The following is a 26,961-nucleotide window of genomic DNA, read 5'->3' on the forward strand; positions in this document are numbered from 1 at the left end:
AATCCCAAGGAGCACGATATCCGCTTTGTAGAGGATAACTGGGAATCCCCGACACTGGGGGCCTGGGGCCTGGGCTGGGAGGTTTGGCTGGATGGCATGGAAATCACCCAGTTTACCTATTTCCAGCAGGTAGGCAGCCAGGATATTAAGCCAACGGCTGTGGAAATTACCTATGGCCTGGAGCGTCTTGCCATGTATATTCAGGGTGTGGAAAATGTATACGACATTCAATGGGTGGGTAACTACACCTATGGAGATGTATTCCATCAAAACGAGTTTGAGCAGTCCACCTATGCCTTTGATTTATCTGATGCAGATTTGCTCTTTGAGCTTTTCGACAAGTATGAAAAGGAGGCTGTCCGCGTAATCGACAAGGGCTACGTTCATCCGGCCTATGACTATGTGTTAAAGTGCTCCCATACATTCAACATGTTGGATGCCCGTGGTGCTATTTCCGTATCGGAGCGTGCTGCCTTTATCGGCCGCGTTCGTAAGCTGGCCCGTATGTGTGCCGCATGCTACTTGAAGCAGCGGGAGGAGCTGGGCTATCCAATGATGGGAAAGGGGAATAAGGCATAATGAGCAAGACTTTATTATTAGAAATTGGTACTGAGGAAATTCCGGCCTACGCAATGCCTGGTATTATCGCTCAGCTTAAGGAAAATGCCGAGAAGACCTTCACTGACCTGCGTCTTTCCTATGACAATGTAAAAACTATGGGTACGCCACGCCGTCTGGCCCTTATTGTGGAGGGACTGGCGGAAAATCAGGCGGACCTTTCCAAGGAGAACCGGGGCCCGGCGGTAAATATCGCCTTTGATGCCGATGGCAATCCTACCAAGGCTGCCCAGGGCTTTGCCCGGGGCCAGGGAATCGACGCCAAGGACCTTGTTACCAAGAATGGCTATGTATATGCCATGGTACATGAGGTGGGGGGCAAGACCGTTGACCTTCTCAGCGACACCCTAAAGGGTCTGGTGGATGGCCTGAATTTCCCCAACAATATGCATTGGGGCGATCTGGACTACAAGTTCATCCGTCCCCTTCGGTGGTTGGTGGGCCTCTATGGTGAGGAGGTTGTTGAATTTGAAACGGCCAATGTAAAATCTGGTCGCATTTCCCGTGGCCATCGTTTCCTCTCTGATGGGGATTTTGAAATTAAGTGCGCTTGCAGCTATGAAAAGGCTTGCGAGGAGCAGTTCGTCATCGTTGACCATAACCGTCGCCGGGAGATGATTCGTCAGCAGATCGTGGAGCTGGCCCGGTCCAAGGGGGGCGAAGCTCAGATTGAAGAGGGTCTGCTGGAGGAGGTACTCTATCTGGTAGAATATCCAACGGCCCTTTGCGGCACCATTGACGACAAGTATCTGAAGCTCCCTGCTGAGGCTGTTATCACCCCTATGCGTGACCATCAGCGTTATTTCCCTGTATTGAAGGATGGCAAGCTGATGCCGCTCTTTATTACCATCCGCAATGGTGGCAGTGAGCATTTGGAAATCGTTCAGCACGGTAATGAGCGGGTGCTCCGTGCCCGTTTGGAGGATGCCCAGTTCTTCTTTGATGAGGACCGGAAAAAGTCCCTGGAGGAGCATGGTGATAAGCTGAAAACCGTTGTGTTCCAGGAGGGACTTGGTTCCATTTACGACAAGGCCGGCCGCCTGGAGAAGCTGTCAGCATATATTGCAGACCAGCTGAAGGCTTCTGACCAGGAGAAAAAGGATGCAGTTCGGGCTGCCAAGCTCTGTAAGGCTGACCTGGTAACCGGCATGGTAACCGAGTTCACTGAGCTTCAGGGCATTATGGGCCGGGAATATGCCCTCCTGGATGGTGAGAACCAGGCTGTAGCCCAGGCCATTGATGAGCATTATATGCCGAGAAGCGCAGCTGACGGACAGCCGGCTTCGGCAGCTGGCCGTATCGTTTCCCTGGCTGACAAAATTGATAATCTGGTGGCTACCTTCAGCCGTGGACTAATTCCAACCGGCTCCCAGGATCCATTTGCCCTGCGCCGTCAGGCCCTGGGCATGGTCAATATGCTGGTGGAGGCCAAGTATCACATTTCCATGTCCGGCCTGGTGGCCAAGGCCATGGAACTGCTTAATATTACCGATGCCAAGGCCCAGGCCAAGATGCAGGCCGATGTGGCAGACTTTATGAAGCTTCGTCTGAAGAATGTCCTTTCCGATGCTGAAATCCGCTATGATGTGGTGGATGCCGTATTCGTAGATGTGGATGATATTTATTCCGTAACCCTCCGGGCCCAGGCAGTAAATGAGGCAGTCAGGAAGGACGGCATGGAAGAGACCATTCAGTCCTTTAACCGGGCCGGCAACATTTCCCGCAAGGATGAAGCCGTGGCTCCAGACTGTGATGCTTCCCTGTTTGTGGAGGCCGCAGAAGGGGTGCTGAATGATGAATTCAAGGTGGCTTCGGCCAAGGTGGAGAGCCTTTTGGCCGAACAGGATTATGCCGGTGCAATTTCTGAGCTTACCAAGCTGGCCGCTCCTATTGATGGCTTCTTTGATGCTGTTATGGTTATGGACAAGGATGAGAAGATCAAGAACAACCGTCTTGGCCTATTAAAGGCAGTTGATCAGCTCATCTGCAGAGTGGCAGACTTCAGCAAGATTGTTTTAGGATAAATTTATAGTCACATGGGCTGCTGGCTTGAACCATTAGGTCCGGAGCGTAAATAAACTTTTTGTTGCACACCTTAATATTAGTGGGAAAAATCATTTGTTTGAGCGAAGCGAGTTATGATTTTTCCACTATATATATGCAAGAAAAAGTTTTAGCGACGGCACCGAGGTGAAAGGCGGCAGCCCTTACTAAAATAAGTACTTATGGCAAATAAAAAATGCTGTTCCGAAAGGAACAGCATTTTTTTAATAGATCAAAATTAGTCTTTTACGACCTCAGCCAAGGTAGCTGCTACAGACTTGCTCATAATCTCCAGAGCAGTGTCAACAGCCTTGAGGAACATAAGACCGCCGTCAGCAACACCACGACCGTTAGAAACTGCATTCAGGTCAATATATTCATGAACTGGCAGCTTGCCGCGCTCTTCAGCAATTTTTGCTTTGAGAATTGCTTCGATAGATTCCTGAGTCATTTAAAACTCTCCCCTCTGATTCATAATAACATAATATGCTTTATTATATCATAGAAAAATACTTTTGTGTACACTGTTTTTTGATTACGAAGGCTTCCTACCTTGACAGAATAGGGCTAAAATGATAAACCATAGATTAAGAGCTTATGAAACAAGAGATTATAAAAAGGCGGTGCAGACTATGAAAATCAGGGAACGAACCGAAGAAAATGAATATAAAATACTCTCGCCCCTGGCGGCCAAAAGCCGGGAGGCTCAGCGGGAACGTCCTGAGGAGGATTGCGAATTTCGTACAAAATTTCAGCGGGACAGGGACCGTATTCTCCATTCCAAGTCTTTTCGCCGGTTAAAGCACAAAACCCAGGTTTATATTATTTCCGGCGATCACTACCGTACCAGATTGACACACAGCCTTGAGGTGGCTCAGATCGGCCGGACCATTGCCCGAAGCCTTCGGTTGAATGAGGACCTTACTGAGGCCATAGCCTTGGGCCACGATGTGGGGCATACGGCCTTTGGCCATGCCGGGGAGGCAGTTTTGGATCAGCTTACGGGGCACTTTGCCCACAATGAACAGAGCCTGCGGGTCATAAAATACCTGGAAAAGGGCGGCAAGGGACTGAATCTTACCAAGGAGACCATGGATGGCATTCTCCACCACAGTGGCGATGTACTCCCCTATACAATGGAAGGAAAAATCGTTCACTGGGCTGACCGGATAGCCTACCTGTGCCATGATTATGATGACAGTATGCGGGCCAATATTTTAAAGCCGGACAGCCTTCCTCAGGTAGTAAGGGAAAAAATAGGCACTGATACCTCAAAAATGATAACCGCCATGGTATCAGACATGATTCGCTCATCAGAAAAAAAGGGGGACATTGCCTTCTCCCAGGAAATGCATGAAAACATTGGCACCTTTCGGTCCTTTATGTTCAAAAATATCTATCATTCGGAACGGCTGGCCCGGGAACGGGAGCAGGCTGTGTTTGTCATTGAGCAGCTGTTCAAATATTTTATGGACAATCCTGACAAAATGCCACAGGAATTTCAGCAACGGCAGCTTCAATGGGGGCCGGTGCAGACCGTGGTGGATTATGTGGCGGGTATTACCGATGTTTACGCTGTGCAATTATTTAATGACATTTTCATGCCGCCAGTGGGGCTGATGGTGAAGTAAAATAGGACAATTTATATTAGCTGAAGTGTTAATATGATTTTGTCAATATAAAAAAAGGATATTTTGGATTTATATTGAATATTAATAGTGCAAGGGATTTGAGGGGAACCAGACTAAAATTTACCATTATTTTGCAGGAATTTTAAGTTTGGCCGCGAATTATACCATGGTATCGTAATGTACCAGCATAATGGTATGACAAATCATTGCACTGTTTTTATGCGTTGGAAAAGGATGAGTACACATGACAACCTGGCTGACAGACGAATTCGTGGATAGGGTCCGGTCAGAATCAGATCTTGTTTCTGTAATCTCCACCTATGTACCGATAAAGCGCAAAGGAAAACAGTTTTGGGGCTGCTGCCCCTTTCATAATGAAAAAACACCTTCCTTTGCAGTAACTCCGGATAAGGGTTTTTTTTACTGCTTTGGCTGTCATGCCGGTGGAGATGTTTTTAAGTTTATATCCATGATAGAAAATATTTCCTATCGTGAGGCCATTATTTTTCAGGGGGAGAAGCTGAATATTCCCCTTCCTGAGCGGACCAGGAGTCCGGAGGAGGCGGCCCGGGAGGAGAAGCTTAAAAGGCTTCGGGAGGCCCATGAGCTGGCCGGGAAGTTTTTCCATAATTGTCTTACCCTGACCAAATATGGAGCGGCAGGTCTGGCGTATTTTCATAGTCGTGGTATAAATGACAATATAATAGAAGAATTTAATCTTGGTTTTGCTCCTGATGCCTGGGACAAGCTTACTACCGCCTTTGCAAAGCGTGGTATTGATACCGGTCTTTTGCTGGAAAGCGGTCTGGTATTAAAAAGGCAAAAGGGGCAGGGGGAATATGACCGGTTCCGCAATCGGGTTATGATTCCCATAACGGATGAGCGTGGCCGAATATGTGGCTTTGGGGGACGGGTCATTGATAATGGCAGCCCCAAATACCTTAATTCCCCGGAAACGGTGCTTTTTAACAAGCGCAAGCTTCTTTTTGGACTGGATAAGGCCCATCGGGCCATTGGCCAGGAGGGATTTTCCCTTGTGGTAGAGGGCTATATGGATGTTATTTCCGTGTCGGCAGCTGGTGTAAAGAATGTGGTGGCCTCATTGGGGACGGCCTTTACCATGGATCAATGCAAAAAGCTGTTAAGGTATGCCCCGGCTATTTATTTCTGCTATGACAGTGATAATGCGGGACAGGAGGCTATCGCCCGGGCCATAGATATAGCGGCGGGAACCAATGCCATAATCAAGGTGGTTCAGCTGCCTGATGGGAAGGATCCCGATGAATACATTCGCAGGCATGGTGTCGATGCTTTTCGGCAGGTTGTGAAGGGAGCCTTGTCCGTTGTGGATTTTCGTCTGAAGCATATCATGGCACATAGCGATGTGTCCGGGCTGGAGGGGCGGCTCAGGGTGTTGGCGGAGATGCTGCCGGTATTGGCATCTATCCGCAATACAGTCGAGCGGTCAGCCTATGTGTCCAAGGTTTCCCAATTGCTAAGTGTATCAGAAAATGATATACTAGCAGAGTTAGGCAAAAAAAGCCGTAGGGTAAGTGACAAATCCACCTCCGTCCGGACCATGCGAAGCGTGGTGCGACAGGTTGATGATGCTGGACGCCGGGCAGGCCGGACCGTGATTAGGATGGTTTGGGATGAACCGGCCCTCCTCGAGCATTTCTCCAGTCTGGTGCCTATAGGCTCCCTTCCCGACCCGATTCACAGGCAAATTTTGACGGCCCTTATGGAAAAATATAGGGAGGGAGAAGCAATAAGGGATATTACCGGATTGGCTCATTTGGGTGATGAAGCTGTAGAGGAATTATCCAGAGCTATAGTGGAGGACCTGGGTGAGGAGGATCGTTCCCTATTATATGAAGCCTGTGTGCGTCAATTACGCAGAAATTATCTGGTGAGTCAGTATGAGGTGCATTCGAGAAATGCCGAGGAATTGTATCGGCAGGGTGATGCAAAGTATTTGGAGGAGCTGGCCATCAGTCAGAAAATAAAAAAGGAAATGGATGAATTACAAGGTGTCAATTATTAAGCAACAACCAAAATACTGAGAAAGGAGGTTTATCAATGGCTGAGAAAAAGAAAAGGACAACCATTACTGAACAGGAAGCAGAAGAGGCCGTAGCAGCCCAGAAAAAGACAAAAGCAACCAAGGCAGCGGAAAATGCCGAAACAAAGTCTGGCAAGACTACTGCCAAGACCACCAAAGCTTCGTCAGACAGGACAAAAGCAGTCAAGGCACCAGCCAAGGCAGCAGTTCCGGCCAAGTCAACGGCCAAGTCATCAGCTAAGACAACGAATAACACCAAAGCCGCCAAAGGCACCGTGACTACAGAAAAGGCTAAAGCAGAGATTTCAGCCCATGGAGAGGATGCTGCGGTCAAGGCCGCAGAGATGGAAACAGGAAATTTAGCCGATTTAGTGGAACGGGCCCGTGATAATGGTAACAGGATAACAGCAGGGGAGATTATGGAAGCTTTACAAAAACAGGATATATCTCCAGAAGAGCTGGATGAGATTATTGTTGATAAGTTCAGTAAGAATGGCGTGGAAGTTTCTTTTGACGATGATGATTCGGATGATGATATTGATAAACCTGAAGATGAAGAAGACGTCGATGTTGAGGTAGGAATTAATATACCTGATGGTGTAAATATAGATGATCCGGTCCGCATGTACCTGAAGGAAATCGGTCGTGTGCCTCTTCTCACAGGCTCTGAGGAGAAGGAGCTGGCTGAGCGCATGGAGGAGGGCGTGTCCGCAGAAATTCGCCTGGCCGCCAATGAGGTAGTCAAGCATGATGTGGAGGTTGGCCATGACAGTGTACGGCCTCTGTCCCAGTGGACTGAGCTTCTTAAGCTGGAGAACAATGATGTTACCAGAAAATATCTTCATGTGGAAAATGACAGCGTAAATGCCATTGTGGATCAGTATAAGGATCGCCTGGATGATTTCGACAGTGAGCTGTTCACTGATTACAATGAAGCATTGGGCTATGCCGAGCTGGAGGTAGAGCCACTTTCAAAGACTGATATTATCGCCATGAATACGGCCAAGGCCTTTGGTGAGGATGCACAGAAGCGGCTGGCTGAGGCCAATCTCCGTCTGGTGGTAAGTATTGCCAAGCGGTATGTGGGCCGTGGAATGCTGTTCCTTGACCTTATTCAGGAGGGTAATCTGGGCCTGATCAAGGCTGTGGAGAAGTTTGACCATACCAAGGGGTATAAGTTCAGTACCTATGCCACCTGGTGGATTAGGCAGGCCATTACCAGAGCTATTGCCGACCAGGCAAGGACTATCCGTATTCCTGTTCATATGGTGGAAACCATTAACAAGCTGATTAGGGTGACCAGACAGCTGGTTCAGGATTTGGGCCGTGACCCGAAGCCAAACGAGATTGCCAAGAAAATGGATATCAGTGTGGAACGGGTACGGGAGATTATGAAGATTGCCCAGGAGCCGGTTTCCCTGGAAACGCCAATTGGTGAGGAGGAGGACTCCCATCTGGGAGACTTCATCGAGGATCACGATGCACCGGCACCGGCTGAGCAGGCATCCTTTATGATGCTGAAGGAGCAGCTGGCTGAGGTGTTGGATACCCTTACGGAGCGTGAACGGCGGGTATTGGTTCTGCGGTTTGGTATTGAGGATGGCCGGGCCCGTACCCTGGAGGAGGTCGGCCAGAGCTTCGGCGTGACCCGGGAGCGTATCCGTCAGATTGAGGCTAAGGCCCTCAGGAAGCTGCGTCATCCGACCCGCAGCAAAAAGCTGAAGGATTTCCTCGACTGATAATATGTTTATAGTGTGTATAATGAGAGGGGACTGCTTATGCTGTCCCCTTTACTGTTTTATATTAGGCAGTGGGGCTGTGTTTTTCGCGACGGTCCCGGTTCTAAAACTTTTTCTTGTATTTATAGAGTGAAAAAAATCATAACTCGCTTCGCCCTTATAGGACAAGATTCGCTTCGCTCAGACAAATGATTTTTTTCACCAATATTAAGGTTTAGCAATAAAAAGTTTCTTTACGTACCGTGCCGTATTGCTCAAAACATCAACCCCACTGCCCTTAATAAACAAAAGAGGTGACAAAATGTTAGATGACCGCTTGCAAGCTGTGGCAGATTTTGTTCCACTGACCTCCAGTGTGGCTGACATCGGTACTGACCACGGCTACCTGGCCATTGAATTATATAAAATAAATAACCAACGCAGGGTAATTGCGGCGGACCTTAATGCCGGTCCCTGCCAGGCGGCCCGCCGTACCATTTCGGAGGCTGGCTTCAGTGATTCAATTGAGGTACGTCAGGGGGACGGCCTGGCAGCCATCGCCCCCGGGGAGGTGGATACGGTATGTATTGCCGGTATGGGGGGAAAGCTGGAGGCGGATATTTTGGCGGCCCGGCCCCTGGTGATGGCTCAGCTGAAATGTGTGGTGCTTCAGCCCCAAAACGGCGTTGAGTACCTTAGGGCCTGGCTGTATGACCATCATTGGCACATAGCAGATGAGAGCCTTGCCAAGGTGGATGGCCGGCTTTACCAGATAATAAAGGCTGTTCAGGGCCAGGCGGAACCCCTGACGGAGGCGGAGCTTATATTGGGCCCCAGCCTTATCAAAAAGCGTCCCGGGTTGTTTGCTGAACATGTTCAAAATGATCTTAATCAGCTGGATAAAATCCGTCAGGGCCTGCTTAAGGGCGGGGCTGATACCCGTGAACGGCTGGGCAGGATTGAGGCTGTAATTAAGCTATTGGAGGGGTTTTTGTAATGAAGTGTCAGACTGTAATGGGGATTATGGAAAAGCTGGCCCCCAAAAGGCTGGCGGAGAGCTGGGATAACCCGGGGCTTCAGCTGGGAAGTCCTGAGCAGGAGATAAGTAAGATTATGGTGTGCCTGGATGTAAGCCGGCCGGTGGTGGATAAGGCCGTAGAGCTTGGGGCGGATATGATAATATCCCATCATCCGGTGCTGCTCTTTAAGGGCCTGCTCAGTATTAGAACCGATACCTATGATGGGGAGCTGCTCCAAAAAATATTGACCCATAATATTGCCGTATATTCGGCCCATACCAACCTGGATATTGCCCAGGGGGGCTGTAATGATATTTTGGCCCGGAGATGGGGGCTGGAGAAGGTGGAGGGTCTGTCGGTTACCGATGATGAAACAGGAGAGGCCCTTGGGCGCATTGGCTCCCTTCCGGCCCCGGTTTCCCTTGATGAATTTGCCCAAATGATATGTGATACCATAGAGTGTAATCATGTCCGGCTGGTCAGGGGGGGCAGCCACATGGTTCAACGGGTGGCCCTGTGCAGCGGTGCCGGGGCGGATTTTATCGCCAAAGCAAAATTTAAGGGGGCCCATGTGTATGTTACAGGGGATGTAAAATATCACGAGGCTCAGCAGGCAGTTAAGCTTGGTCTCAACCTGATTGATGCCGGCCATTTCGCCACAGAATTTCCAATGGTGAAGGCCGTGGCCCACTATCTTCGTCAGGAGTTATCCGCCATGAGGCAGGGACGGTCTGTGGAGGTTTGTGAGGACAATATATCGGAGGATTTATTTCAGGTTCTTGGCAGGAAGGAAGGACGCTTATGACAAGACAGGAAACCATGGAGCTATTTAAGGCCTTTCCTATTTATGGCATTACCGCCGAAAAGGATTCCCGGGGGCGCAGCAATTATCAGGTGATTACGGCTATGCTGAAGGCGGGTATTCGCTTTGTCCAGTATCGGGAAAAGGAAAAAAGTGCCCTGGCCCGGTACAATGAATGCCTGGAGCTGCGCAGACTTACCCGGGAATATGGGGCAGCATTAATTATTGATGATTTCGTGGACCTGGCTTTGGCTGTGGAGGCTGATGGGGTTCACGTTGGCCAGGATGATTTGCCTGTGGAGGTTGTCAGACAAATTGTGGGAAAGGATATGGTTATCGGACTTTCTACCCATAATCCGGAGCAGCTTGAAGCAGCCAACAGGGTGAAAAATATTATAGATTATGTGGGAGTCGGCCCGGTATTTGCCACACAAACCAAAGCAACAGCTAAGCCAGTGGGCTTTGACTACGTCCGGTATGCCGCTGAACATTCTCTTGTACCTTTTGTGGCAATTGGTGGTATAAAAGCCTCAAATATTTTTTCCGTAAGGGAGCATGGTGCTGAAAATATGGCTGTAGTTACCGAAATAACGCAGTCCATGGATATAGAACAAAAAATTCATGAATTGCTCAATACTATCAAAAAATAATCAAAACAAGACCGTTACATGACCAATTATGGACTATGTAATTTGACACCTTTTTTTCAGAATGGTATAATTATGACGTTATGAGCGTGAAAGACAATCGCTGACTATTGTATAGTTTGAGGAAAGTCCGGGCTCCACAGGGCAGTGTGCTGGATAACGTCCAGCGAGGGTGACCTTAGGGAAAGTGTCATAGAAAAGGAAACCGCCTGCTGCGGCAGGTAAGGGTGGAAAGGTGCGGTAAGAGCGCACCAGCAGTCAGGTGACTGGCTGGCTTGATAAACCCCACATGGAGCAAGACCGAATAGGGAAGGGTATGAGGCGGCCCGCTGACCTTCCGGGTGTGTCGCTAGAGCTGTCAGGCAACTGGCAGTCCAGATAAATGATTGTCACCGCTTCGGCGGAACAGAACTCGGCTTATTGATCACTCATGACATTTTACAATTTGACGGAATGGGCGTATATATCTATAAAAAGCCTAATCTAGCCCATGGAGCGGGGGAACCAACTTTTGGGGTGAATGAAAATCAGCTTGTGCAATTCCCATATTGTACATGTGGATCTTAAAGGGTAGTCTTTCTCAACCCTAACCCGGCAGCTAACCTCGTAGGCGCATAGAGAGAGGAGTGTCTTTTTGAGTAAGTTTATGCGCATATTTGCGCTATCTGTGATGTTTGTGTGCGTTTTTTCCGTGTGCAATGCTTCAGCATTTCGTATGGGAGATCAGGGAAGTGAGGTAGCTGAAATTCAAGGTCAGCTGGCCAGCCTTGGCTATGATGTTGTGGCTGATGGCGACTTTGGACCAGGTACTGTAGCGGCAATTAAGGATTTTCAGAGTTCTCAGGGTCTTACGGCTGATGGCCTGGTAGGTCCTTCCACCTATTCTGCTTTGATGGGCAGGGATATGCCACAGGTAAGCCGTAGCTTTAACTCTATTTCCCGTCGTGTCATTTCCGACTCGATGAACTACATTGGTGTACCTTACGTATTCGGAGGTACTTCCCCAAGTGGCTTTGATTGCTCCGGTTATGTACGTTATGTATTTGCCAATGCCGGAATTTATCTTCCACGCACCGCAGATGCCCAGTATGAGGTGGGTATGCCAGTATCCCAGGACGAGTTGATACCAGGTGATTTGGTATTCTTCTCCACTTATGATTATGGTGCCTCCCATGTTGGTATCTATCTCGGCGATGGAGCGTTCATCAATGCTTCCTCCAGCCGCGGCGTCGCAGTAGATTCCCTGTACAGTGGTTACTGGGGTTCTTGCTACATCGGTGCACGCAGAATTATTTAAATTTTTTTACGGAGCCTTCGCTCCGTTTTTTTTTTGCCTATTTTTCGGCGGGTCGTATTCAGGATTTTAGGCGGGTCGTATTTATGATTATCGGGGGGCATATTCAGGATATCCTGCAGGTCATAATCATGATTTTCGGCAACCCTTATTTATTATGTTGGAGCTGCTTTCTCCTGCCACAAAGGGAGGTGACTTGGCAGCTCTTTCCATCGGACAGCCTGACAGCACTTAAAATCGGACAAAAAAATCGGACCGGGGGTTAGCGGTCCGATTAAATTATCCTTCTTATTCTGCCTTACGCACTACCTCAACCTCTACACAGTCAAGGGCTCCGGAGATAGGTACATTCTGCTTGCGGATGGTTATCTTTACCTCAGCCACCACCGGATTGCTGGCAATCAGCTTGTCGCCAATATGACCGGCCAGGGCCTGCAAAAGATGGAACTTTTTATTTTCCACTGCATCCTTTACTATGGAGTAAATGGTGCTGGAATTAATGGTATCTGCCACATCATCACTTTCCACCACCCGGTCGTTTTTGGTGGTTACCTCCACGTCAAAATAGAATTTCTGGCCCTGCTCACGCTCGTATTCGTATTGACCATGAAAGCCGTAAAACATCATGTTGAGAATTCTGATTTTTGCCATATAAGTCGTCAACTCCTTTGGAATATATTGTCACATAGATAATACTTCGCCACAGGAATTATAATTCCTGCAAAAAATGATATCTATTTGAAAAACTCCTCCTCTATTTTTTCGGCAATGGGTCTTAGTCCCCAGGGCTGCTCCCGAAGACGGGCCACAGCCTGCCTGAGCTGGTGCCGGGTGGCCCCGATGATTACGTCGGTGTGGGCTGCACTTAGGTTGACGGTGGCGGCAGAAACGGCAGCCTCGCCTCCCCTGCTGAGCATGGTTTGCTTTAAAATGTTGGCCGCCCTGGTATCCACATTGGTCAGCCTGAAGCAGTGGAAAATCATTTTTTCTTTCATTATTTCAATACCCCGGTCTGAAACCCCGATATTGCCCAGCTCCTGCTCCAGGTCAGGGGGATTGGTGGTATTTATAATTATAATATTGCTTTCCATGGGAAAATCTCCTTATTTTGTTTGCGTTTATCAACGCTTTCATTGTATCATAATATAGTAGGAGATTAAATAAAACTGGCTCCATAAAGGGTTGGTGCCGGTTAATTTTTAGGAGGAATATTTTATGACAAAGAAGCGGCTTAATCCAGAAAGCTTTGATTTTCCGGTAGATGAGATTAAGAGCGGACTGTATAGTGACATATATTTTCTTCGTACCCAGGAAATTCTCAATCAGGCTGATTATCATCCCACGGTAACCATGCAGATTTTCCAGCGGGATTATGCCACTCTGTGTGGTATTGATGAGGCTATTGCCCTCATTAAGCGTTGTGCCTATCACCCGGAAAAAATCAAGCTTCGCGCCCTTCATGATGGGGATAAAATCGAGCCCTGGGAGACGGTGATGACCATCGAGGGGGATTTGGCGGATTTCAGCCATTTGGAAACGGTTTATCTGGGGATAATTGCCCGTCAGACCAAGGTGGCCACCAATTGTGCCAAGGCGGTGGAGGCGGCCAATGGCAAGCCGGTATTATTCTTTCCCTCCCGCTTTGACCACTATGCTGTGCAAAAGGGAGATGGCTATGCTGCAAAAATCGGCGGTATGACCAATGTTTCCACTCCGGCCAATGCTATTACCTGGGGGATTGAAGCTGCAGGCACCATTCCCCATGCCCTGATTGCGGCCTGTGGAGGGGATACCCTGAAGGCCACGGAAATGTTTGATAAATACATCGATCCTAAGATTGGCCGGGTGGCCCTGGTGGATTTTAATAATGACTGCGTGGGCACCAGCCTTAAGGTGGCCCGTGCCCTTGGTGACAAGCTTTATGGTGTTCGACTTGACACCTCGGACAAGATGGTGGATAAGTCCCTTATCGGTCAGATGGGTCACTTCAAGCCAACCGGTGTAAATGAGCAGCTGGTAAGAAATGTCCGTGAGGCATTGGATGCCGAGGGCTTCAACCACGTAAAGATTATGGTGTCCGGTGGCTTTAATCCTGAGCGGATACGCCTCTTTGAAACCAATAACGTGCCGGTGGATGTATATGCGGTGGGCAGCAATATTTTTGCTACCAATGCAGATTTTACGGCGGATATTGTATTGGTGGATGGTAAGCCATGTGCCAAGGCGGGCCGTTCCTACAGCGACAATCCACGACTTGAGGATGTGGACTGATTATGGGCGATATCATAATTTTGATTTTGGTATTCCTGATGATTCTTTACGCATATTGGGATAAGCTGTTCACAGATTAAATAATATTTTTGGCAGACTGCAATGGTTGCAGTCTGTCTTTTTATGTAAAAAACGTAACTATGATATTTTTCACTAATACCAGGATATAGCAGCAAAAAGCTTCCTGCTGCCCTGCACCTCATTGTTCAAAGTATTAGTGTTCTTTTACATAATAATTTACCACTTCACAATTAACTGATTTTTTAATAAAATATAGATATATTACCAAAAATAGTAAGTGGAGACGCATATGGAAAATTATTATTTAGCAGTATTACAAAATATCCCGGGCATGACCAACACCATACTAACCCACCTTTTAGAGGTCTTTAAAACAGGTCATGATATTTGGCGGGCTACTGAACAGGAATTGGCCCATACCGGCCTTTTGACGGAAAATAAGCTGGAGAGCTTTCTCCAATTTCGCCGGGACAATTCCCTCTATCCGGAAAAGCTGCCGGAAATTTGTAAACGGCAGAATATTAAGGTGATCTCACTGGAGGAGGAGGGCTATCCTCCATTATTGAAGGAAACCTTTGACCCACCCCATGCATTATTTTACAGGGGCCGCCTGAATAACACCCAGCCTGCCATAGCCATGGTGGGCTCCCGAAAAATCAGCCCCTATGGCCGGGCAGTGGCGGAAAGATTTTCCTCCGGCCTTGCCTCCCTGGGCATTACTGTGGTTAGCGGTGCGGCCTATGGGGTGGATACTGAAAGCCATAAGGGAGTATTGTCTGTTGGGGGGATTACAGAGGCCGTTATGGGCTGTGGGGTGGATGTGGCCTATCCCCGTGCCAACCAAAAGCTGCTGGAGGAGATTACTGAGGGGGGAGCAATTATTTCTGAATATCTGCCCGGTGCCCAGCCTACCAAATATACATTTCCGGCCCGTAACCGGATAATTGCCGGCATGTGCCGCGGCACCCTGGTGGTGGAAGCGGCCCCAAAAAGCGGAGCTCTTATCACTGCGGACTACGCCCTGAAGGAAAACCGTGATGTTTTTGCCATTCCCGGCGGCATATTTACCCAGGGCAGTATGGGCTGCAATCGCCTTATTCAGCAGGGGGCCAAGCTGGTACTTGACATTGGCGATATAATAACAGAGTACGGTGATTTCATAAAAAACAAGACTTTATCAGCAAAAAATGATAATATGGAAAAGAAATTTGCTTTATCGGGGGAGGAATTGCGAATTTTTCGTCTGCTAACCCCTGATAGGCCATTATCAATTGATGAAATATTATACAATTTACATGGCAGTGATCCTGCCAAGGTAGCCTTTTTGCTTCTCCAGATGGAATTACGGGGGATAATACAGAGTAATGAGGCTCATTCGTATGTAAGGAAATAAAGGAGGACATTTTGTGATTGCAACGCAAAATGAAGAGGTAACAGAAAAGAAGGGAAGAGCCCGGAGGGCTGCGGCCAAGCCAGCCGCCGCCGGGACAGGTGTGAAGAAGCCTGCCCCAAAATCCACCAAAGGGGCAAAGGCCAAGCCGACAAAGGCCAAGTCGTCAAAGACCAAAGAGGCCAAGAATACCCTGGTATTGGTGGAGTCGCCTACCAAGGCCAAGACCATTGAACGGTATTTAGGCAAGGGCTATGTGGTCAAGGCCTCCATGGGCCATTTGCGGGATCTGCCCAAGAGCCAGTTTGCCATTGATGTTGATAATAATTTTGAACCAAAGTATATTAACATCCGCGGCAAGGGGGACCTGATTAAGGAATTGAAAAAGGAAGCCAAAAAGGCTGATAAAATATATCTGGCCAGCGACCCGGATCGGGAGGGGGAGGCCATTGCCTGGCATTTGGCCCATATTTTTGATATAGACAGCACATCAGATTGCCGCATAGTATTTAACGAAATAACCAAACCGGCCATTCAGGCTGCCGTCAAGGAGCCCCATGCCATTAATCTGGACATGGTGGATGCCCAGCAGGCACGGCGTATGCTGGATCGGATTGTGGGCTACAAGCTTAGCCCTCTCCTTTGGCGCAAGGTGAGAAAGGGGCTTAGTGCCGGACGGGTGCAGTCAGTAACTGTCAAGCTCATTTGTGACCGGGAAAAGGAAATACGGGAGTTCGTTTCCGTGGAATACTGGACCATTGGCACCAAGCTGAAAAAGGGTACCTCACCCCAATTCGATGGTGAGCTGACCCACATTAACGGGAAAAAGCTGGATATTGGCAAGGGCGATGAAGCCAAGGCCGTTCAGCAAGCCATGGAGGACTGCAAATGGCAGGTGGCAGAGATTAAGGAGCGTCAGACCAGCCGGAAGGCGGCGCCGCCCTTTACCACCTCCAGTCTTCAGCAGGATGCGGCCAGAAAGCTGGGCTTTACCTCCAAGCGTACCATGATGGTGGCCCAGCAGCTGTATGAAGGTATTGACCTGGGCCGCAAGGGTCCTGTAGGTCTGATTACATATATGCGTACAGATTCGGTGCGTATTTCGGAGCAGGCCCAGCAGGAGGCCAAGGAATATATATTGGAGACCTTTGGCGATAAGTATTATCCGGCCAAGGCCAATGTGTATTCGGTGGGGAAGAAGGCCCAGGATGCCCATGAGGCAATTCGTCCCACCAGTGCCATGCTGGTACCCCAGCAGATTGAAAAATATCTCAGCAAGGATCAGTTTAAGCTGTACCAGCTTATTTGGCAGCGGTTTGTGGCCAGCCAGATGGTGCCGGCTGTATTTGACCGCCTGACGGTGACCATAAAAAATCAATTGCCATCGGATGCGCCAAAGGCCGATGCTGTGGTGGCTGACCATGTATCGGTGCATGATGAGTTTACCTTGAAATCCAGCGGCTCCAAGATGAAATTTGCCGGCTTTACCGCCGTATATACCATGGCCGATTCCAATGACAAGGATGTTATTTTGCCGGACATGGCTGTCGGGGACAGCATTAATCTCTTTAAGGTTAATCCGGTTCAGCATTTCACTGAGCCGCCACCCCGCTACAATGATGCCTCCCTGGTTAAAACCCTGGAGGAAATGGGGATTGGCCGTCCAAGCACCTATGCCCCTATTATCGAGACTATATTGGCCCGTGGCTATGTACAGCGCATCAGCAAGTCCTTTCAGCCCACGGAGCTGGGAAATATTGTGGTGGATATGCTGCAGGAATATTTCAAGGATATTGTAGACGTTAAATTTACCGCTGACATGGAGGGCAAGCTGGACAGTGTAGCCGTTGGCAAGGTGGATAAAACCGATTTGCTGCGGGAATTTTACGGTCCCTTTGCCGAGACGCTGGAAAAGGCTGATGAGGCCATTGGCCATGTGGAGCTTCCGGTGGAGGTTTCAGATATACCCTGTGACATATGTGGCCGCATGATGGTGGTAAAGCAGGGCCGCTTCGGCAAATTCCTGGCCTGCCCCGGTTTTCCGGAGTGCCGCAATACCAAGGCTATCTTGAAGGATACAGGGGTAAAATGCCCTAAGTGCGACGGCCATATTGTTGAACGTAAAACGCGGCGTGGCAAAGGCTTTTACGGCTGCAACAAATACCCTGAATGCGATTTCGTAAGCTGGGATGCCCCGATTGCTGAGCCATGCCCTGAGTGCGGCTCCCTGCAGCTCAAGCATTATTATCGAAATGGCCGGGGCCTGGTATATTGCTACAATGGGGACTGCAAGACCAGAATTGACCATCCGATTAACAAGGAATTGCTAAAGCAGGCCAAGAAAGCCCAACGGGCGGAGGCGGCCAAGGAAGCAGAAGAGGAAAAGAATGGATAAAATAATCGTCGTGGGGGCCGGCCTGGCTGGCAGTGAAGCGGCCTGGCAGGCTGCCAACAGAGGTATCAGGGTTGATTTATATGAGATGCGGCCGGTAAAGAATACACCGGCCCACAAGACGGACCTGTTTGCGGAGCTGGTTTGCAGCAACTCCCTGCGGGGGGCCGGGCTGGAAAATGCCGTTGGTGTTCTGAAGGAGGAAATGCGGCGGTTAGGCTCTATTATTATGGAAGCCGCCGATGCTGTTCGGGTACCGGCTGGCGGGGCCCTGGCAGTGGACCGCCTGGGCTTTAGCCGGTATATTACGGACAGGGTAAGCAATCATCCACTAATAAATGTTATTCATAAGGAATTGGAGGATATTCCCTATGAAGAAAATGCTGTGACCATTGTGGCCAGCGGCCCCCTTACCCAGGGCAGGCTGGCGGAAAGCATCGGCCGCCTTATGGGGCAGGAATACCTGTACTTTTATGATGCGGCGGCACCCATTGTTACCCTTGAGTCAGTGGATATGACCAAGGCCTGGAAGGCCTCCCGGTATGGCAAGGGGGAGGCAGCCTATATCAATTGTCCCATGACCAGGGAAGAATACCATAATTTCTGGACCGAGCTGGTGAATTCTGAAAAGGCGCCTACCCATAATTTCGAGAAGGAAAAGTTTTTTGAAGGCTGTATGCCCGTGGAGGAAATGGCCTCCCGGGGGGAGGATACCCTTTTATTTGGCCCCCTGAAGCCGGTGGGCTTGGAAAATCCGGCCGATGGCAGGCTGCCCTATGCCGTGGTACAGCTTCGTCAGGATAATGCGGAGGGGACTCTGTATAATATTGTGGGCTTTCAGACCCATCTTAAATGGCCGGAGCAGCGTCGGGTTTTTGGCATGATTCCGGGACTTGAACATGCCGAATTCGTCCGCTATGGGGTAATGCACCGCAATACTTTTATCAATTCCCCGGAAACCATGCGTCCCACCATGCAGTTCAGGGACAAGGACCATCTGTTCTTTGCCGGGCAGATGACCGGCGTGGAGGGCTATGTGGAGTCAGCCTCCTCCGGCCTGGTGGCGGGCATTAATGGGGCCCGGCTTTGTCAGGGCCTGGAGCCGGTGGTATTCCCGCAGGAAACAGCCCATGGGGCCCTGTGCCATTACATTACCACCGCCCCTGCCAAGCATTTTCAGCCCATGAATATAAATTTTGGCATTATGTCACCTATAAAGGAAAAAATTCGGGACAAAAAGCTGAAAAAGCAGCGCATTGCTGAGCGGGCCCTGGCGACCCTGGAGGCGTTTAAGAAGGAGCTGTGATGGATAAATGGGAGCTATGGCTTTCCCGCCGTCAGCAGGAAGGAGAAATATAAATGGAAACACAATTTCATGCAACCACAATAGTTGCAGTTAAGCATAATGGCAAAACGGCCATTGCCGGTGACGGTCAGGTCACCTTTGGCCAGAATACTATAATGAAGGCCAGTGCCCGGAAGGTCCGCCGCCTGTACCATGGCAAGGTGCTGGCCGGCTTTGCCGGTTCCGTGGCTGATGCCTTTACCCTTTTTGAAAAATTTGAGGCAACCCTGGAGGCCTACAATGGCAATTTGCCCCGGGCCTCGGTGGAGCTGGCCAAGCAGTGGCGTACCGATAAGATTCTCCGCAAGCTGGAGGCTCTTCTTTTGGTAGCCGACAAGGACAATCTTTTAATGATTTCCGGCAACGGCGAGGTTATTGAGCCAGATGGGGATGTGGGAGCCATCGGCTCCGGCGGCTTTTACGCACTGTCGGCAGCCAGGGCCCTGGTAAAGCATACTGACCTTTCTGCAGCAGAAATCGCCAAGGAAGCACTGACTATTGCAGCCGATATTTGCGTATTTACCAACCATAATATCAAGGTTGAGGAATTGGATTAATTAACGGGGGAATTTATGATGAATGAACAGACTCCAAAACAGATAGTGGAGGAATTGGATAAATATATAGTTGGTCAAAAGGCCGCCAAGCGGTCTGTGGCCATTGCCCTAAGAAACCGCTGGCGCAGCCGGCAGCTGGACAGCGAAAGCATGAAGGATGATATTATTCCCAAGAATATCCTGATGATTGGCTCCACCGGTGTGGGAAAAACCGAAATTGCCCGCCGTCTGGCCAAGATGGTGAAGGCACCCTTTATCAAGGTGGAGGCCACCAAATTCACAGAGGTAGGCTACGTGGGCCGGGATGTGGAGTCCATTATCCGGGATTTGGCAGAGACCTCCGTCCGCATGGTTCGCTCCTCCCGGCTGGAGGAGGTTCAGGAAAAGGCTGCGGAAATGGCTGAGGAGCGTATTCTGGATGTAATGGTACCCCAGCCAAAGAAATCTGTGGTTAATCCCTTTGGCCAGCTGTTTGGCGGCTCCAATGAGGAGGAATCCGAGGGCGATGGTGAACCAAAGCAGTATCAGGCTGGCCGTGAATGGTGCCGCAAGAAGCTGTTGGCCGGCGAATACGAGGACAAGATGATTGAAATCGATATTGAGGATAACAATAAGCCCATGGTGGGCATGTTTGCCGGTTCCTCCCTGGAGGGAATGGGGGACAACATTCAGGATATTTTGGGCAGCATGATGCCAAAGAAGCACAAAAAGCGGAAGGTTACCGTGGAGGCAGCCCGCAAGCTCTTCCAGCAGGAGGAAGCCATGAAGCTGGTGGATATGGAAGAGGTTACTGAGGAAGCCGTGAAGGTGGCCGAAAACAGCGGCATCGTGTTCCTGGATGAAATTGACAAGGTGGCCTCCAGCGGCGGCCACGGCAGCAATCACGATGTGGCCCGGGATGGTGTACAGCGGGATATTCTGCCGATTGTTGAGGGATCCACGGTAATGACCAAATATGGCCCGGTAAAGACGGACCACATTCTCTTTATCGCTGCCGGAGCATTCCATACCTCCAAGCCATCGGATTTGATTCCGGAGCTTCAGGGGCGGTTCCCGATTCGCGTAGAGCTTACCTCCCTGGACAAGGAGGATTTTAAACGAATTCTTACCGAGCCCCAGAATGCCCTTATTAAACAATATCAGGCCCTAATGGGGACCGAGGGCATTGATTTGGAGTTTACCGAGGAGGCCATTGATTGCCTGGCCAAGCTGGCCTGTGATGTAAACAATCAAAATGAAAACATTGGTGCCCGCCGCCTTCATACTATTTTGGAGAAGCTGCTGGAAAATCTTTCCTTTGATGCCCCTGACCTTGAAGAAAAGCATGTGGTGGTGGACGAGGCCTATGTGAAGGAAGCCCTGTCGGAAATCGTTATCAACCAGGATGTCAGTCAGTTTATTCTGTAAGAAGCTTCGTGGGAAACGGTGTTTCACACTACGTCCTTACACGAAAGCTAGGCTCCTGCTGCGCCATAGGCCTGCACTCCCTAAGATTTCATAAAAAAGGGAAGCCTATATAGAATTTTTAATTGTACCGAAAAAGACAAATATTCCAAATATAACTAAAAAAACAAAAATATTCACAAAATTTTGTGATTATTTTTGTTTTTTTGTGGTAGAATAAATTGCAATCAAATTCAGAATGATTAAAAAGGAGGGAGCGAAAGGGTATGACTGCTCTTTTGGAGAAAACGAGAAAAATTAACAGAGTATTACAGCGGTTCCACAATGTGGAATACAAAGAAATAGCCACCGTACTCAGCAATGTTATTTATGCAAATGTATACATTGTGGATATAAGAGGCAATATATATGGTTATGCTTTTCAGGACGATTTTGAATGCGATTTGATGGTGGATAACGTGGTGGCTGTGGGGAAGTTCCCCCGCCATTATGTAAACTGGCTCAATAAAATTGACGAGACCTCTGCCAATCTCCGCTCCAAGTCTGGCCTGTGTGCCTTTGTGGATGACAGTGAGACCAAGTGCAAGTTTCATGGCAAGAATACCACCATTGTGCCCATATACGGCGTTGGTGAGCGCATAGGTACCCTGGTGGTGGCCAGATACAATGAGGATTTTACCAATGACGATTTGCTGCTGGCCGAATACGGTGCCGCCGTAGTGGGCATGGAAATGCTCCACGATCGGTCCCGGAGAAATCAGGAGGAGGTACAGAAGAAGGAAAATGTCAGCATGGCCCTTGATAATCTTTCTATTTTTGAGGCCATGGTTATAGTTGAAATATTCCGGGAGCTGGGGGGCAAGGATGGAGTTGTCAACGCCTCCAAGATTGCAAGCAAGCTGCAGATCAGCCGTTCTGTTATTGTCAACGCCCTGCACAAGCTGGAGCTGGCCGGTGTGGTTGAGCCAAGGTCCCAGGGCATGAAGGGAACTCATATCAAGGTGAGAAATGAATACCTCTGGCGGGGAATAGAGGATTTGGCCAAGAAAACCACCTCATGATTAAAACAGGATAATTGATGTTAAATATTACAATTTTAATGGCAGGGAGATTGTTTACTTTATGTTGCAATCACCTTGCCTTATTTTTGCACAACAAATAAAATAAAATTGTTGAAAAGGATAATAATATATGGCAGACTATAGTCGTGTTTATTAACAATAAGTGGAAAATTCGTGAAAAATTCTTCTTGAATTAAAATAAATATGTTAGAATATACAAGGATTTTTTTATCATATGTAGAATTGTAGTAGTATATCGAATTGCGCCTATTTTGCGTTTTATATGATAGTTGTTTGGGAGGACATGGAACCATGCTGGATCAGATCTTTAGCTCACCTACCATGGATTATCTGTCCCGGGGAATGTCAGCGGCAAACCTCAGGCATGAAGTTATAAGTAATAATATAGCCAACATTAATACGCCCAAGTTCAAGAAAAGTGACGTTGTATTTGAAACGCTTCTGGCCAGGGAGCTGGGCCTGGACAAGGAAAGCCGGCTGGAGGTGGTACGTACCCATGACCGCCATCTGTCTATACCGGTGCAGGAGCGGGCTGAAGCGGCTGTGGTTATGGACAAGAGCACAGTTATGCGTACCGATAAAAACAATGTGGATATAGACAAGGAAATGGCAAATCTGGCCAAAAACCAGATTTATTTCAATGCCATGACCAAGGAAATGGGCAGCTTTATACAGCGTATAAAGACCACCATTACAACCAAGTGATTTAGGAAAAACTATTTTTTCATATATATAGAATGGAGAACAGCTTATGAGTATGTTTGGTGCCATAGATGCGGCAGCTTCCGGTTTGACAGCTGAGCGTCTCAGAATGGATGTTATATCCAATAATATAGCCAATGTTAATACTACCCGCACGGAAAACGGCAGACCCTTCAGGCGTAAATTTGTGGTATTTGAGCCAAGGGAAATGCACAACAAGAATTTTGCCAGGGTTCTTTCGGGGGAGATTTCCAAGGAGGAATTTGGCAAAAGAAGCGGTGATGGTGTCCGTGCCGTGGGTATCCAGGAGGATACAACCCAGGGGAAGCTGGTATATGATCCGGGCCATCCTGATGCCAATGCCGATGGCTATGTTGAGTTACCAAATGTTAATATTGTAAATGAGATGGTGGACATGATTACGGCCTCCCGTGCATATGAGGCTAATGTTACTACCATAAATGCAGCGAAGAGTATGGCTTCACAGGCCTTAAATATAAGTAAGTAAATGAGGTGGCATGATGCAGATGGAAGCATTACAGATGACTCCGGTTTCCATGCACGCTGAGAGTCATTTGGGAGAAACCAAGGAAGCTCCTGTAGTCAAGACCTTTGGCGAATATTTGGGGGATGCCCTTGGTAATGTGAATGCGTTGGAACAGGAATCAGAAAAAATGAATGCCCTGCTGGCGGCCGGCCGGGTAGAAGATATATCTCAGGTTGTAGTGGCAGCCGAAAAGGCTGATATTGCATTACAGCTCACCCTTCAGGTGCGTAACAAAGCTGTGGAGGCTTACCAGGAAATTATGCGTATGCAGGTATAATTTGGTGGTAAAAATCGGTATAACACAGCGAAGGGATTGAGAGAATGGGCGAGTGGAAAGAAAAATACCTTCAGCTTTGGGAAAAAACCACTAAAAAACAGCGTTATATGGCTATCGGCGGTGTTGCACTGCTGGTGCTTCTGATTATTGGGGCCAGCTTCATGTATGGCGGCAAGCCTGATATGGTTCCTTTGTTTACCAACATGGAGACAAAGGATGCTGGTGAAGTAGCGGCAAAGCTTAAGGAAGATAAAATAACATACGAGGTACAGGAAACAAAGCAGGGCACCACTATTTTGGTACCATCTGCCAATGTTCACGAAGCCAGACTGCAACTTGCTACCGAGGGCCTTCCTCATGGTAACAAGGGCTTTGAGATATTTGATGACAGTAAGCTGGGGGTTACTGAGTTCCAGAATAAGGTTAACTACCTCCAGGCATTGCAGGGCGAGCTGACCCGTACTATAGAACAGATTGAGGCTGTAGAAAAGGCCAGAGTACACATTGTACTTCCTGAGGATAGCCTGTACAAGAAGAACGAAAAGCCGGCAACAGCATCCATTATGCTGAAGCTTAAACCAAATACTCAGTTAAACAAAAAGGAAATAAAGGGTATAGTTAACCTGGCCTCCAACAGTATCCAGGGACTTACCCCTGAAAATATAACCGTGGTGGATGAAACCGGAAAGATACTTAACGATCCGGATGATGAAGAGGAAAACAATGTAAGCGTCAAGACCATGACCCAGCTGGAAATGACCCGGAAGGTTCAGGACCGTATGCAGAAGGATGTCCAGACCATGCTGGACCAGGCCTTGGGTGAGGGACGTTCTTATGTTCGGGTTAATGTTGAGCTGGATTTTGACCAGCGTCAGACTGACACCCAGACCTTCACGCCTGTAGTGGATGACTCCGGTATTATCCGCAGTGAGCAGACTGTAAATGAGTCCTATAATGGTACCTCCACTGCTCCGGGAGGACCGGCCGGTACCCAGGCCAATGTACCTGGCTATGTGGCTACGGAGAATAATTCCAATGCACAGTATTCCAAGAAGGAAACCACCAAGAATTATGAAATAAATGAGGCAAAGGCGAAGACCATCGCTTCACCAGGCTCCATCAAGCGGGTGAATATTGCCGTTTTGGTCAATGACGATATTACTCCTGCCCAGCAGGAAAGTATTTCCCGTTCCGTATCCTCTGCTGTAGGCATCAATCAGGAACGGGGGGATACCGTTTCTGTTGAGCCGTTGCCGTTCAGCACTGAGCTGGCTGACCGACGTGCGGCTGAGGAACAGGCAGAGAGGGACCGTCAGGATAGAAATATGTACATTGCCATTGCCCTGGTACTCCTGGTCATCGGCCTGATTGTGGGTCTCTACATCAGGAAGAAGCGGGAGAAGGAGCGGCTGGCAAGGGAGGCTGCCGAGGAACAGGCAAGACTGGAAGAGGAAGAGAGAATGCGTTTGGAAGCAGAGCGTGCAGCTGCTATTGAGGCTGGTACTGTTGAGCCTGAGGAGCTCACTCCGGAGGAGCAGGAGCACCTCAACGAGCGTCAGGTTATCGAAGAGCTCGTCCGCAACAAGCCTGCCGATGTTGCTTTGCTTGTTAAGACCTGGCTGTCGGAGGATTAATTGCTATGGATATGTATGGTGATAAAGATTCGGAGATGTCGAATCAGCAGAAAGCTGCGATATTGTTTATAACCCTTGGCCCGGAATATTCTGCCATGCTGTTTAAGCACATGAACGATGAAGAAATCGAAAAGCTTACTCTGGAGATTGCCAATCAAAAGCAGATTTCTCCTGAGCAGAAGCGGGCTGTAATAAGTGAATTTTACCAGATGGCCATGGCCAAGACCTACTTGTCCTCCGGCGGTCTGGAATATGCCCAGAATGTATTGGAAAAGGCCCTGGGTGCCGAAAAGGCATCGGCTATCATCAGCCGGCTGACCACCAGTCTCCAGGTCCGCCCCTTTGATTTTCTGCATAAGACTGACCCCAGTCAGCTGTTAAACTTTATTCAAAACGAGCACCCGCAGACCATCGCCCTGATTATGGCCTATTTGGATCCGGATCAGGCGGCTACCATCCTGTCATCCCTTCCACAGGAGCGGCAGGCGGAGGTTGCCAAGCGTATTGCCATTATGGACCGTACCTCCCCGGATGTACTCCGTGAGGTGGAGCGGGTGCTGGAGCGGAAGCTGTCAGCCCTGGTAACTCAGGACTTCACCGATGCCGGTGGTGTCAAGGCTATCGTTGAGGTACTGAACCGGGTAGACCGCACCACGGAAAAGGGCATCGTAGATGCACTGGAAGTAGACAATCCAGAGCTTACTGATGAAATCAAGAAGCTCATGTTTGTATTCGAGGATATTGTCATGATCGACGACCGCTCTCTCCAGATGGTACTTCGCGAGGTGGATGCCAAGGATCTGTCCCTGGCCCTCAAGGCCACCAATGCAGATGTTCAGGACAAGGTATTCAAGAACATGTCCAAGCGTGCCGGCGATATGCTGCGTGAGGAAATCGAATTCATGGGACCTGTTAAGATCCGTGATGTTGAGGAGGCTCAGCAGCGTATTGTAGGTGTTATCCGTCGTCTGGAGGAGAAGGGCGAGATTGTAATTTCCCGTGGAAAGGGTGAGGAAATGATTGTCTAGGGTGCTGAAAGGTGTGGTCTGGCAGGATGATCCACATATTGTGGAGGCACCCAAATTCAAGCGTCCCAAGGAACAGCCGGAGGATGATGCCGGTGAAATGAGCGAAGAAGCTCGTGAAAATATAATGGCCAATATCCGACGCAAGGAGGAGGCGGCTATTCAGAAGCTGAAGGACGCTGAAATAGCCAGCGAAATAACGAGACAGGAAGCCAGGGCCGAGGCGGAGCGAATTATTTCCGAAGCCACCACCCAGGCTGATAATATAAGGGAAGAGGCCAGGGAGGCCGGACGGCAGGAGGGTATAGAAGCCGGCCGTCAGGAAGGCATGGAGCAAATCAAGGAGGAGCAGCATCAGATTATTGTAGATGCCAATGCCAAGGCGGAGAACACCATAAGAGTGGCTCAGCAGGAGGCCCTGGACTATGTAACCAAGGCGGAAAATACCATTGCCGAAATGGTTATTGACATTGCCAACAA

At 48.9% G+C, this 26,961-nt stretch carries 23 protein-coding genes, 1 other RNA gene, 3 pseudogenes and 1 riboswitch; of the genes and pseudogenes, 24 read left to right on the plus strand and 3 right to left on the minus strand.

The genetic code is table 11. From position 1 onward, the window contains the following. Together Q0Y54_RS03435 and glyS are read left to right on the plus strand one after the other, a co-directional pair. Positions 1–579 (plus strand): glycine--tRNA ligase subunit alpha (locus Q0Y54_RS03435; protein ID WP_297964317.1); only part of this gene is annotated, 579 nt, incomplete at its 5' end. After that, complete coding sequence (gene glyS, locus Q0Y54_RS03440) at positions 579–2,642, plus strand: glycine--tRNA ligase subunit beta (RefSeq protein WP_297964318.1); 2,064 nt, start codon at positions 579–581, stop codon at positions 2,640–2,642. The genes Q0Y54_RS03435 and glyS, both read left to right, overlap by 1 nt. 257 nt (positions 2,643–2,899) lie before the next feature. On the opposite strand, the gene Q0Y54_RS03445 is transcribed toward glyS, so the two are convergent. Then, positions 2,900–3,112, minus strand: a complete 213-nt coding sequence (locus tag Q0Y54_RS03445; RefSeq protein WP_297964320.1) for a hypothetical protein — start codon at positions 3,110–3,112, stop codon at positions 2,900–2,902. Positions 3,113–3,293: 181 nt separating this feature from the next. Between Q0Y54_RS03445 and Q0Y54_RS03450 the strand changes: the two genes are divergently transcribed. From Q0Y54_RS03450 to Q0Y54_RS03490, 9 genes and pseudogenes are all read left to right on the plus strand, one after another. Then, a complete protein-coding gene (locus Q0Y54_RS03450; protein WP_297964322.1) occupies positions 3,294–4,292 on the plus strand; it encodes a deoxyguanosinetriphosphate triphosphohydrolase in 999 nt (332 codons plus the stop codon). Positions 4,293–4,536: 244 nt separating this feature from the next. Then, on the plus strand, positions 4,537–6,336 hold the full coding sequence (gene dnaG / locus Q0Y54_RS03455) for a DNA primase (protein WP_297964324.1): 1,800 nt from the start codon (positions 4,537–4,539) through the stop codon (positions 6,334–6,336). 362 nt (positions 6,337–6,698) lie between these two features. Next, positions 6,699–7,052, plus strand: a pseudogene (locus Q0Y54_RS03460) (sigma-70 factor domain-containing protein); the annotation flags it as partial. 318 nt (positions 7,053–7,370) lie between these two features. After that, a pseudogene (gene rpoD / locus Q0Y54_RS03465) lies at positions 7,371–8,093 on the plus strand (RNA polymerase sigma factor RpoD); the annotation flags it as partial. A gap of 301 nt (positions 8,094–8,394) precedes the next feature. Then, positions 8,395–9,069, plus strand: a complete 675-nt coding sequence (locus Q0Y54_RS03470) for a class I SAM-dependent methyltransferase (protein WP_297964326.1) — start codon at positions 8,395–8,397, stop codon at positions 9,067–9,069. Then, a complete protein-coding gene (locus Q0Y54_RS03475; RefSeq protein ID WP_297964328.1) occupies positions 9,069–9,896 on the plus strand; it encodes a Nif3-like dinuclear metal center hexameric protein in 828 nt (275 codons plus the stop codon). The genes Q0Y54_RS03470 and Q0Y54_RS03475 overlap by 1 nt, the downstream gene beginning before the upstream one ends. Further along, positions 9,893–10,543, plus strand: a complete 651-nt coding sequence (thiE, locus tag Q0Y54_RS03480; RefSeq protein ID WP_297964330.1) for a thiamine phosphate synthase — start codon at positions 9,893–9,895, stop codon at positions 10,541–10,543. Before Q0Y54_RS03475 ends, thiE begins: the two co-directional genes overlap by 4 nt. Positions 10,544–10,624: 81 nt before the next feature. Next, an RNA gene (gene rnpB / locus Q0Y54_RS03485) (RNase P RNA component class A) lies at positions 10,625–10,975 on the plus strand. Positions 10,976–11,005: 30 nt separating this feature from the next. After that, positions 11,006–11,169: riboswitch (cyclic di-AMP (ydaO/yuaA leader) on the plus strand. A gap of 5 nt (positions 11,170–11,174) precedes the next feature. Then, complete coding sequence (locus tag Q0Y54_RS03490) at positions 11,175–11,837, plus strand: NlpC/P60 family protein (RefSeq protein WP_297964332.1); 663 nt, start codon at positions 11,175–11,177, stop codon at positions 11,835–11,837. A 285-nt stretch (positions 11,838–12,122) separates the two neighbouring features. Here the strand turns inward: Q0Y54_RS03490 and folB are convergent, their stop codons facing one another. Next, a complete protein-coding gene (gene folB, locus Q0Y54_RS03495; RefSeq protein WP_297964334.1) occupies positions 12,123–12,485 on the minus strand; it encodes a dihydroneopterin aldolase in 363 nt (120 codons plus the stop codon). A gap of 83 nt (positions 12,486–12,568) precedes the next feature. Then, the gene (locus Q0Y54_RS03500) at positions 12,569–12,925 is read right to left on the minus strand and encodes a dihydropteroate synthase (protein ID WP_297964336.1); all 357 of its coding nucleotides are present in this window, start codon (positions 12,923–12,925) and stop codon (positions 12,569–12,571) included. A gap of 124 nt (positions 12,926–13,049) precedes the next feature. Between Q0Y54_RS03500 and Q0Y54_RS03505 the strand changes: the two genes are divergently transcribed. The 13 genes and pseudogenes from Q0Y54_RS03505 to Q0Y54_RS03565 all read left to right on the plus strand — a co-directional run. Next, positions 13,050–14,105, plus strand: coding sequence for a nicotinate phosphoribosyltransferase (locus Q0Y54_RS03505; RefSeq protein ID WP_297964338.1), 1,056 nt, complete (start codon positions 13,050–13,052; stop codon positions 14,103–14,105). Positions 14,106–14,415: 310 nt separating this feature from the next. Next, positions 14,416–15,519, plus strand: coding sequence for a DNA-processing protein DprA (gene dprA / locus Q0Y54_RS03510; protein ID WP_297964340.1), 1,104 nt, complete (start codon positions 14,416–14,418; stop codon positions 15,517–15,519). Positions 15,520–15,718: 199 nt separating this feature from the next. Further along, positions 15,719–17,911 (plus strand): type I DNA topoisomerase, encoded by a 2,193-nt coding sequence (gene topA, locus Q0Y54_RS03515; protein ID WP_297964356.1) that lies wholly within the window; start codon positions 15,719–15,721, stop codon positions 17,909–17,911. Beyond that, a complete protein-coding gene (gene trmFO, locus Q0Y54_RS03520; RefSeq protein ID WP_297964342.1) occupies positions 17,904–19,214 on the plus strand; it encodes a methylenetetrahydrofolate--tRNA-(uracil(54)-C(5))-methyltransferase (FADH(2)-oxidizing) TrmFO in 1,311 nt (436 codons plus the stop codon). The genes topA and trmFO overlap by 8 nt, the downstream gene beginning before the upstream one ends. Before the next feature lie 53 nt (positions 19,215–19,267). After that, a complete protein-coding gene (hslV, locus tag Q0Y54_RS03525; protein ID WP_297964344.1) occupies positions 19,268–19,810 on the plus strand; it encodes an ATP-dependent protease subunit HslV in 543 nt (180 codons plus the stop codon). A gap of 15 nt (positions 19,811–19,825) precedes the next feature. Further along, positions 19,826–21,217, plus strand: a complete 1,392-nt coding sequence (gene hslU / locus Q0Y54_RS03530) for an ATP-dependent protease ATPase subunit HslU (protein WP_297964346.1) — start codon at positions 19,826–19,828, stop codon at positions 21,215–21,217. A gap of 263 nt (positions 21,218–21,480) precedes the next feature. Further along, entirely contained in the window at positions 21,481–22,275 is a 795-nt protein-coding gene (gene codY / locus Q0Y54_RS03535) for a GTP-sensing pleiotropic transcriptional regulator CodY (protein WP_297964348.1), read from the plus strand. A gap of 312 nt (positions 22,276–22,587) precedes the next feature. Next, a complete protein-coding gene (flgB, locus tag Q0Y54_RS03540) occupies positions 22,588–23,001 on the plus strand; it encodes a flagellar basal body rod protein FlgB (protein WP_297964350.1) in 414 nt (137 codons plus the stop codon). A 46-nt stretch (positions 23,002–23,047) separates the two neighbouring features. Further along, the gene (flgC, locus tag Q0Y54_RS03545; RefSeq protein ID WP_297964352.1) at positions 23,048–23,506 is read left to right on the plus strand and encodes a flagellar basal body rod protein FlgC; all 459 of its coding nucleotides are present in this window, start codon (positions 23,048–23,050) and stop codon (positions 23,504–23,506) included. A 13-nt stretch (positions 23,507–23,519) separates the two neighbouring features. Next, positions 23,520–23,822, plus strand: coding sequence for a flagellar hook-basal body complex protein FliE (gene fliE, locus Q0Y54_RS03550; protein WP_297964358.1), 303 nt, complete (start codon positions 23,520–23,522; stop codon positions 23,820–23,822). Positions 23,823–23,866: 44 nt separating this feature from the next. After that, the gene (gene fliF / locus Q0Y54_RS03555) at positions 23,867–25,456 is read left to right on the plus strand and encodes a flagellar basal-body MS-ring/collar protein FliF (protein WP_297964354.1); all 1,590 of its coding nucleotides are present in this window, start codon (positions 23,867–23,869) and stop codon (positions 25,454–25,456) included. Positions 25,457–25,467: 11 nt separating this feature from the next. Next, on the plus strand, positions 25,468–26,484 hold the full coding sequence (fliG, locus tag Q0Y54_RS03560; protein ID WP_297964360.1) for a flagellar motor switch protein FliG: 1,017 nt from the start codon (positions 25,468–25,470) through the stop codon (positions 26,482–26,484). Then, a pseudogene (locus Q0Y54_RS03565) lies at positions 26,477–26,961 on the plus strand (flagellar assembly protein FliH); the annotation flags it as partial. The gene fliG and the pseudogene Q0Y54_RS03565, both read left to right, overlap by 8 nt.

It is taken from the genome of uncultured Anaerovibrio sp. (assembly GCF_947302755.1).
In the GTDB taxonomy this organism is placed as follows: Bacteria; Bacillota; Negativicutes; order Selenomonadales; family Selenomonadaceae; genus Anaerovibrio.